General features: G+C 63.9%; 4 protein-coding genes and 1 pseudogene. 3 read left to right on the top strand and 2 right to left on the bottom strand.

The features are described from left to right. From ACVOLO_RS12620 to ACVOLO_RS12610, 3 genes and pseudogenes are all read left to right on the top strand, one after another. A pseudogene (locus ACVOLO_RS12620) lies at positions 1-110 on the top strand (glucokinase); the annotation flags it as partial. Between the two features lie 137 nt (positions 111-247). Further along, entirely contained in the window at positions 248-3,049 is a 2,802-nt protein-coding gene (locus tag ACVOLO_RS12615; protein WP_481570656.1) for a TonB-dependent receptor, read from the top strand. A gap of 112 nt (positions 3,050-3,161) precedes the next feature. Next, a complete protein-coding gene (locus tag ACVOLO_RS12610) occupies positions 3,162-5,498 on the top strand; it encodes a beta-N-acetylhexosaminidase (protein WP_481570655.1) in 2,337 nt (778 codons plus the stop codon). Between the two features lie 131 nt (positions 5,499-5,629). Here the strand turns inward: ACVOLO_RS12610 and ACVOLO_RS12605 are convergent, their stop codons facing one another. Continuing rightward, positions 5,630-6,025, bottom strand: a complete 396-nt coding sequence (locus ACVOLO_RS12605; RefSeq protein WP_481570659.1) for a VanZ family protein — start codon at positions 6,023-6,025, stop codon at positions 5,630-5,632. Then, positions 6,013-7,197, bottom strand: a complete 1,185-nt coding sequence (locus tag ACVOLO_RS12600) for a class I SAM-dependent methyltransferase (protein ID WP_481570654.1) — start codon at positions 7,195-7,197, stop codon at positions 6,013-6,015. Before ACVOLO_RS12600 ends, ACVOLO_RS12605 begins: the two co-directional genes overlap by 13 nt. Between the last annotated feature and the right edge of the window lie 50 nt (positions 7,198-7,247).

The following is a 7,247-nucleotide window of genomic DNA, read 5'->3' as shown; positions in this document are numbered from 1 at the left end:
TCGAACGCTTCCTCAACAAGGGGCCCATGACCAAGGCGCTGCAACGCATTCCCGTGAAGCTGGTAGAGCACGGGCAACTGGGCGTCATCGGCGCAGCCAGTTGGTATCTGGGACGCAGGGACAACGACCCCGGCGCACCGCCTTCCGCAGTACCCCACGTGCATACGGCGGTCCGCCCTTGCACCGATCCCAACCCTGCAGCTGCCGGCCAGCACGCCGGAATCCATCAATGATGAGGAGAGACATCATGAGGTACCGCAAGTCCGTACTATCCGCCGCCATCGTCACCTGTCTGAGCTTCCCGGCCATGGCCCAGGACGCACAGCCCGATGCCACCGACCTTGACCGCGTCGTCGTCACCGGCATCCGCGCCAGCCTCCAGCAGTCGCTGGAGACCAAGCGCAATGCCGATGCCATCGTTGACGTGATCACCGCCGAAGACGTGGGCAAGTTCCCGGCCACCAACGTGGCCGAGGCGATGACCATCATCCCCGGTGTCACCATCGACCGTGCCTACGGCCAGGGTGAGAAGGTCTCCATCCTCGGCACCGACCCGGCCTTGAACCGCACCCTGCTCAACGGCCAGTCCATCGCCTCGGGCGACTGGAACATGTCCGACTTCCCGACCCGCACCTTCAACTACTCGCTGCTGGCACCGGAGCTGGTGGGCAAGATCGAAGTGTTCAAGTCGCCGGAAGCACGCATCGACGAAGGCTCGATCGGCGGCACCGTGATCGTCTCCCCCCGCAAGCCGCTGGACATGCCGGAAAAGGTCAGCGTCTCCGGCCGCATCAGCTACGGCCGCAATGACCGCGTCGAGAAGACCGACCCGAGCGCCTCGGCCGCGTTCGCGTGGAAGAACGATGCCGAGAACTTCGGCGTGATCATCTCCGCGCAGGCATCCAACGAAAGCATCCGCCGCGACGGCATCGAGTCGTACGGCATCGTGCGTGCCAAGGACTACATCGGTGGCCTCGGCGGTTCCAACGGCTCGATCACCAACCTGCCCACCGACTGGTCGGTGGCACCAAATCCGGATGGCTCGCAGCCGACCTCGCCGCCGACCTGCGTCGGCGCCTGTGCCGAAACCGTCTATGCCAACCCGGACGCGGTCGGCCCCAACTCCACCAGTGCCCACTTCTTCGAGCAGGAACGTGAGCGCAAGACCTACTCCCTGGCCCTGCAGTTCAAGCCGGTGGAGCAGATGAACATCGAATTGAACGCGCTGAAGATCGATGCCAATTTCGATCACATGGCGCAGTCGATGTTCACCCACCAGGGCAATACCTGGAACAGCCTGAAGACCCTGAGCGACATCACCGTCAAGGATGGCCTGATCACCAGCGCCAGCCACAAGAACGGCCTGGTCGTGTTCGATCTGCAGAACCGTCGTGCACAGGTGGATTCGGAAACCTACGACATCAAGCTGGACTGGAACGACGAGCGCTGGTTCGCCTCCACCCACGTCGGCCGCACCAAGGCCGAAGGCGGCCCGAAGCAGGTGTTCGGCGAGTTCCTGGCGCGCACCGATTACACCTGGTCCATCGCCGATGCACCGGGCAAGCCGGGCAGCGTGCACTTCACCGGCGCCAACCCGTTCGTCAATCCGGACCAGTTCCAGATGGACGGCGGCTGGGGTGCTGACCCGAGCCAGCCCACCTGGAACACCGGCTGGGGTGGCAACCTGGTTGAAAAGCCCACCTTCGACAAGGAAACCTACGGCCAGGTGGACTTCGGCATCAAGCTGGATTCCCCGGTTTACCTGCTGCGCTTCGGCTACAAGCAGCGCAAGCACGAAACCAAGCAGATCCAGCAGGGTATCGGCCTGGCATCGGTTGCCGGTTATGGCGACGCCAAGGCATCGGACTTCGATCCGCGCGAACTGCCCAGCAACTACCTCAAGGGCTTCAGCGGCTACGGCGACCTGGGCAAGCGCTTCACCATTGACGGCTGGAAGATGGCCGACTACATCACCAGCGGTGACTGGCTGGCGCCGTGGCAGGTAATGCCGGTGGTCTCCCCGTTCAGTGCCGAAGAGTTCGCACGCAACAACTGGTCGATCAACGAAGACATCGGCGCGGCCTACCTGCAGGCCGATTTCAGCTTCGACCGCCTGCGCGGCAACATCGGCGTCCGTTACGTGCGCACCGACCTGGAATCGGGCAGCTATGCATGCAACACCGGCCTGGCCGGCTGCACCCTGCCGAGCTGGTCCGCCGAAAAGCTGGCCGCTTCGTATGACCCGGTCGTGGTCAAGAACAAGTACAACAACGTACTGCCCAACCTGAACCTGGTGTACGACGCCACTGACAAGCTGGTCCTGCGTGCCTCGGCCGCCAAGACCATTGCCCGTCCGAACTACACCGACATCTCCTCCTACCTGTGGCTGTCCGACACCGCGCTGACCGGCGGCGGCGGCAACCCGAAGCTGGAGCCGTACAAGTCCACCAACCTGGACTTCTCGGCGGAGTGGTACTTCTCCGAGAACGCCATCCTGGCTGGCTCGATCTTCTACCGTGATGTGGCTGACTACATCCTCACCGAGTCCACCCCGGAAACCCACTGGAACCAGAACCAGAACAAGAACGACACCTATCTGGTCGACCGTCCGCACAATGCCGGCGACGCCAAGATCAAGGGTTACTCGCTGGCATGGCAGCAGAACTTCGGCTACGGCTTCGGCATTGTTGCCAACTACACCTACTCCGATGGTGAAGCCACCGACGGTCGCCCGCTGCCGTTCAACTCCAAGAACCAGTTCAACATCAGCCCGTTCTTCGAGAACGACACCTGGACCGCACGCGTGACCTACGGCTGGCGTGACAAGTACTTCACCCAGGTGAGTGCCGGCCGCGAACTGTGGACCATGGACTACGCCTCGCTCGACGCCTCGGTTGCCTTCAAGATCACCGAGAACCTGTCCGTCGGCCTGGATGCGATGAACCTGCTGGACGAGGAGTACCACTCCTACTCCGGCGTGGAGCAGCTCACCCGCGGCGCCTACCTGAGTGGCCGTCGTTACAACGCCTCGCTGCGCTTCGCCTTCTAAGCCAGCCACTGTCAATTCAACTGTTTCATCCGCTGTTCTTTCTCCTCCAGCGGGCCTGGATTTTTCAGGCCCGCTTTTTTTTGAGATAACAGCACGCTTACATGGAGCACACATGACCCGACTGCACACGCGCAAACCCGTCCGCAGCCTGTTGGCCACCTGTCTTGTCGTGGGCGCCAGCTTCACGGTTTCGGCCGCCACGCAGGCGCCCGCCTCGCTTGCTCTCCCCGTCATTCCCGCACCGCAGCAGGTGCAGCCCAGTGCCGGCACCTATACCGTCAACAACCGCACCGCCGTCAGCGGCAACGATGACGCCGCACGCGCCGTCGCTGCGCAGTTCAGCCAACTGCTGGGCAAGACATCGCCGTTGCAGCTGACGCTGGCCGAAGGCAAGGCTGCGACGAACAGCGGCATCCAGTTCAAGCTGGATCCCGCACTGAGCGATGCTACCGAAGGCAGCTATCAGCTCGATGTCACCAACGCAGGCATTCGCATCCGCGCCGCCAGCGCTGCCGGCCTGTTCCATGGCGCGATGACGCTGCTGCAGATGCTCACCCCGGCCACCGGCAACGACGTCGCCGTGCCTGCGGTCAGCATCACCGATGCACCGCGTTTTTCCTGGCGCGGTTTCATGCTTGACTCGGCACGCCATTTCCAGAGCATCGATGAAATCAAGCTGCTGCTCGATGCCATGGCGATGCACAAACTCAACGTTTTCCATTGGCATCTCACCGATGACCAGGGCTGGCGCATGGAGATCAAGCGCTACCCGAAGCTGACCGAAGTGGGCGGCTGCCGTTCGCCGGCCGGCGAAGCAGGCGTCAACGCCGACGGCACGCCGTACCTGTACTGCGGCTTCTACACGCAGGAGCAGATCCGCGACGTGGTTGCCTATGCCGCCGCACGCCACATCACCGTGGTGCCGGAAATCGATGTCCCCGGCCATGCACAGGCCGCCGTTGCCGCCTACCCGGAGCATGGCGTCGTTGATTACCCGACCCAGCCATCGGCCAACTGGGGCGTGAACCCCTATCTGTTCAACCCGCGCGAGGACACCCTGCAGTTCCTGGAGAACATCCTGGCTGAAGTCATGGAGATGTTCCCGGGCAAGTACATCCACATTGGTGGCGACGAGGCAGTGAAGTACCAGTGGCAGGATTCGCCGCAGGTGCAGGCCTACATCCGCGAGCTTGGCCTGAAGGATGAAGAGGCGCTGCAGTCGCACATGCTCAAGCGCCTGGAAAAATACCTGGAAGAACGCGACCGCAAGCTGATCGGCTGGGACGAGATCATCGAAGGCGGCCTGCCGCCGCAGGCCACGGTGATGTCCTGGCGCGGTATCGAAGGCGGCATCGAAGCGGCCACCCACGGCCACGATGTGGTGATGACGCCGGGCAACACCTTGTATCTGGACTTCCTGCAGACCAACCTGCCGGACGAACCACCGGGCCGCCCCAAGTACACCTCGATGCAGCGCGTCTATGCCTTCGACCCGGTGCCCGCACAGTTGACCCAAGCCCAACGCAAGCATGTGATCGGCGTGCAGGCCAACATGTGGACCGAGCACACCCGCACCTTCGCCCGCCTGCAGCACAACGTGTTCCCGCGCATGGCGGCGCTGTCCGAAATCGCCTGGACCTCGCTGGAGCGCAAGAGCTACGACGATTTCCTTGCACGCCTGCCGGCACAGTTGCAGCGCTACAAGTCGCTGGGCATCGGCTACGGGCAGACCGCGTTGTCGGTGGCGATGAAGCGCCAGGACGACCGCATCGGTGACAAGGTGACGGTGGAGCTGCACAACCCGCTCAGCTACCGCGACATTCGTTACACCACCGACGGCAGCGCACCCACCGCACAATCGGCCAGCTACGGCGATGCGCTGACCTTGCCAGTGCCGACCACGCTGACGGCGCAGACCTTCGTTGACGGCAAGCCGCTGGCCGATGCCCCCAGCCGCTGGGTGTTCGATGCCGCCTCGTTGCTGAGCCGCACCGACAAGACCCTGGCCACCTGCCCGGAGGGCGGCCGCCTGCAGCTGCGTCTGGAAGACGACAACCCGCTGGAAGGCCCGCGCGATTCCTTCGACGTGACCATCTTCAATCCCTGCTGGTTGTGGCAGAACGTGCAGTTGCAGGACATTGCCTCGGTCAAGGTCCGTGCCGGCCGCATTCCCTACAACTTCGGCCTGTTGAAGCCTGAAGAAGCCAAGCGCGGCTTCCGCAAGCCAGTGGCCAGGCACGGGGAGTTCGAGGTGCGCGCCAGTTGCAACGGCCGCGTTCTGGCCACCGCACCGCTGCCGGAAAATCCCGGCAAGGACGGTTTCATCGAACTGGAGGCGCCGCTGCGTGCAGGTCCGGAGCAGGTCACCGACCTGTGCATTACCTTCAGTGGCGATACCCGGCCGCAGATGTGGGTGCTGGACGAGATCACCCTCAATCCGCGCAAGTGACGTCCCGCGCATGATGCAACCCGCGGTAGAGCGCAGCCATGCTGCGCTCTACCCTTCCCGGCCATGCCGATGGGGAGCATCGTTCGGCATGGCGGTGATGCCTTGCGCCGCGGGGACAACGCCGTGCTGCATCAACCGCGCGGCTGCAGCCGCAACAGCACATCCTTCAGCGGCGTGACCGCTGTCAGCATGCCAGCCAGCACGCCGATGCTGTTGGCCAGCACATCCATCGGGTCGGCCATGCGATTGCGGGTAAATGCGCCCTGCATCCATTCGATGCCAATACCCATCACCAGCAATCCCAATGCGACCACACACAGCGCGCGACGTGTGGCGAACAGCTGCACCGCGCTGCCGGCAAGCAGGAAATAGGCGAGGAAGTGTTCGACCTTGTCGCTGTTCTGCGGCAGGTTCAACTGCGGTGGCGGGATCAGGCACACCACAATCACCGCCAGCACCGCCGCGGCCCACAGCAGCAGCCAGAACGTCTGCCGCCGCAGCGGTTTGAGCGTGCTCACAGCCGCCAGGTCAAATCGCCCAGCAGGAACGATGCAGACATGTCCACGTCGCGGCTGAAGGCCATCACCTGGAAGCGCTCGCCCATCTCGGTCGGCAGGGTCAGCTGCTTGAGCTGCCCGCGCAGGCGCATGCGGCCCACCTCGTCGCTGCGCTCCTCGGCTTGTTCCAGCAGGCCGGTGATGCCGTTGCCGAGCAGGAAGTTGGCCTGGTTGCAGTAGCCGGCCAGATCAAAGCCGGCATTGGTGCCAGCCTCGGCGAGCGCGGTGAAATCCACCGATGCGGTGATGTCCTGCAGGCCCGGCCACAGGTAAACATCGTTGTGCACGCGGTGGCGATAGAACGCCCGCAGCGTGCCGTCGGTGCGATCGTGCTGGTAGAACTCCGCACGCGGGTAGCCATAGTCCACGAACACCATCGCGCCGCGCTGCATGCCACCGGCCACCGCCTGGATCCAGTACGGCAGCTGCGGCAACACTTCAGAGCGGTAGTTCTGTGCAAACGGCCGCTCCAGGTAATGCTCGATATGCCGCACCGCCGCGGTGAGCATTGCATCGGCCGGCTGCGCGCTGCGCACGAAACGCCCTTCGGCATCGAGCTCGACGGTTTCCTCGTAAACCTCGCCTTCGTTGACCAGGAAGCGCGGCGTCGGCAGCGCATCGATCACTTCGTTGGCGAACACCAGCCCGTCCCAGTCGTCATCGAACGGGCGGTCCAGCCACTCCACCAGGGCGAACACCGGCGGGATCAGTGCCTTTTCCAGGCGCTCGCGCTGGCGTTCGCGCAGGTCGGCGCTGGGCTCGAGAATGGCGTAGCGCTCAGGCAGGGCATCCAGTTCCAGCAGGCGCTTGAGCAGGATTTCGGCGAAGGCGCCACTGCCGCCGCCCAGTTCCAGCATGCGTGCCTGCGGCCCCAGCTGCTGCAGGACCGGCGCCACCACGTTGGCGGTGGTGGCCGCGAACAGCGGCCCCAGCTCCGGCGAGGTCACAAAGTCACCGGCGGCACCGAACTTGCTGGCACCGGCGCTGTAATAGCCCCAGCCCGGGGCATACAGGGCCAGTTCCATGAAGCGTGAGAACGGCACCGCACCGCCTTGGGCGAGGATGTCCTCACGCAGGTGCGTCGCCAGTTGGTCGCTGTGCGCAAGCGCTTCGGGGGCGGGGGTCGGCAGGTCGGAATGCATGGGAATGCGTTTTGCGGGGACAATGCACAGGATAGCCGAGTGAGGAAAAC

The organism is Stenotrophomonas sp. STEN056, assembly GCF_056759635.1.
Note: the sequence above shows the minus strand (reverse complement) of the source record. Positions and strands in the feature narration are given on the sequence as shown.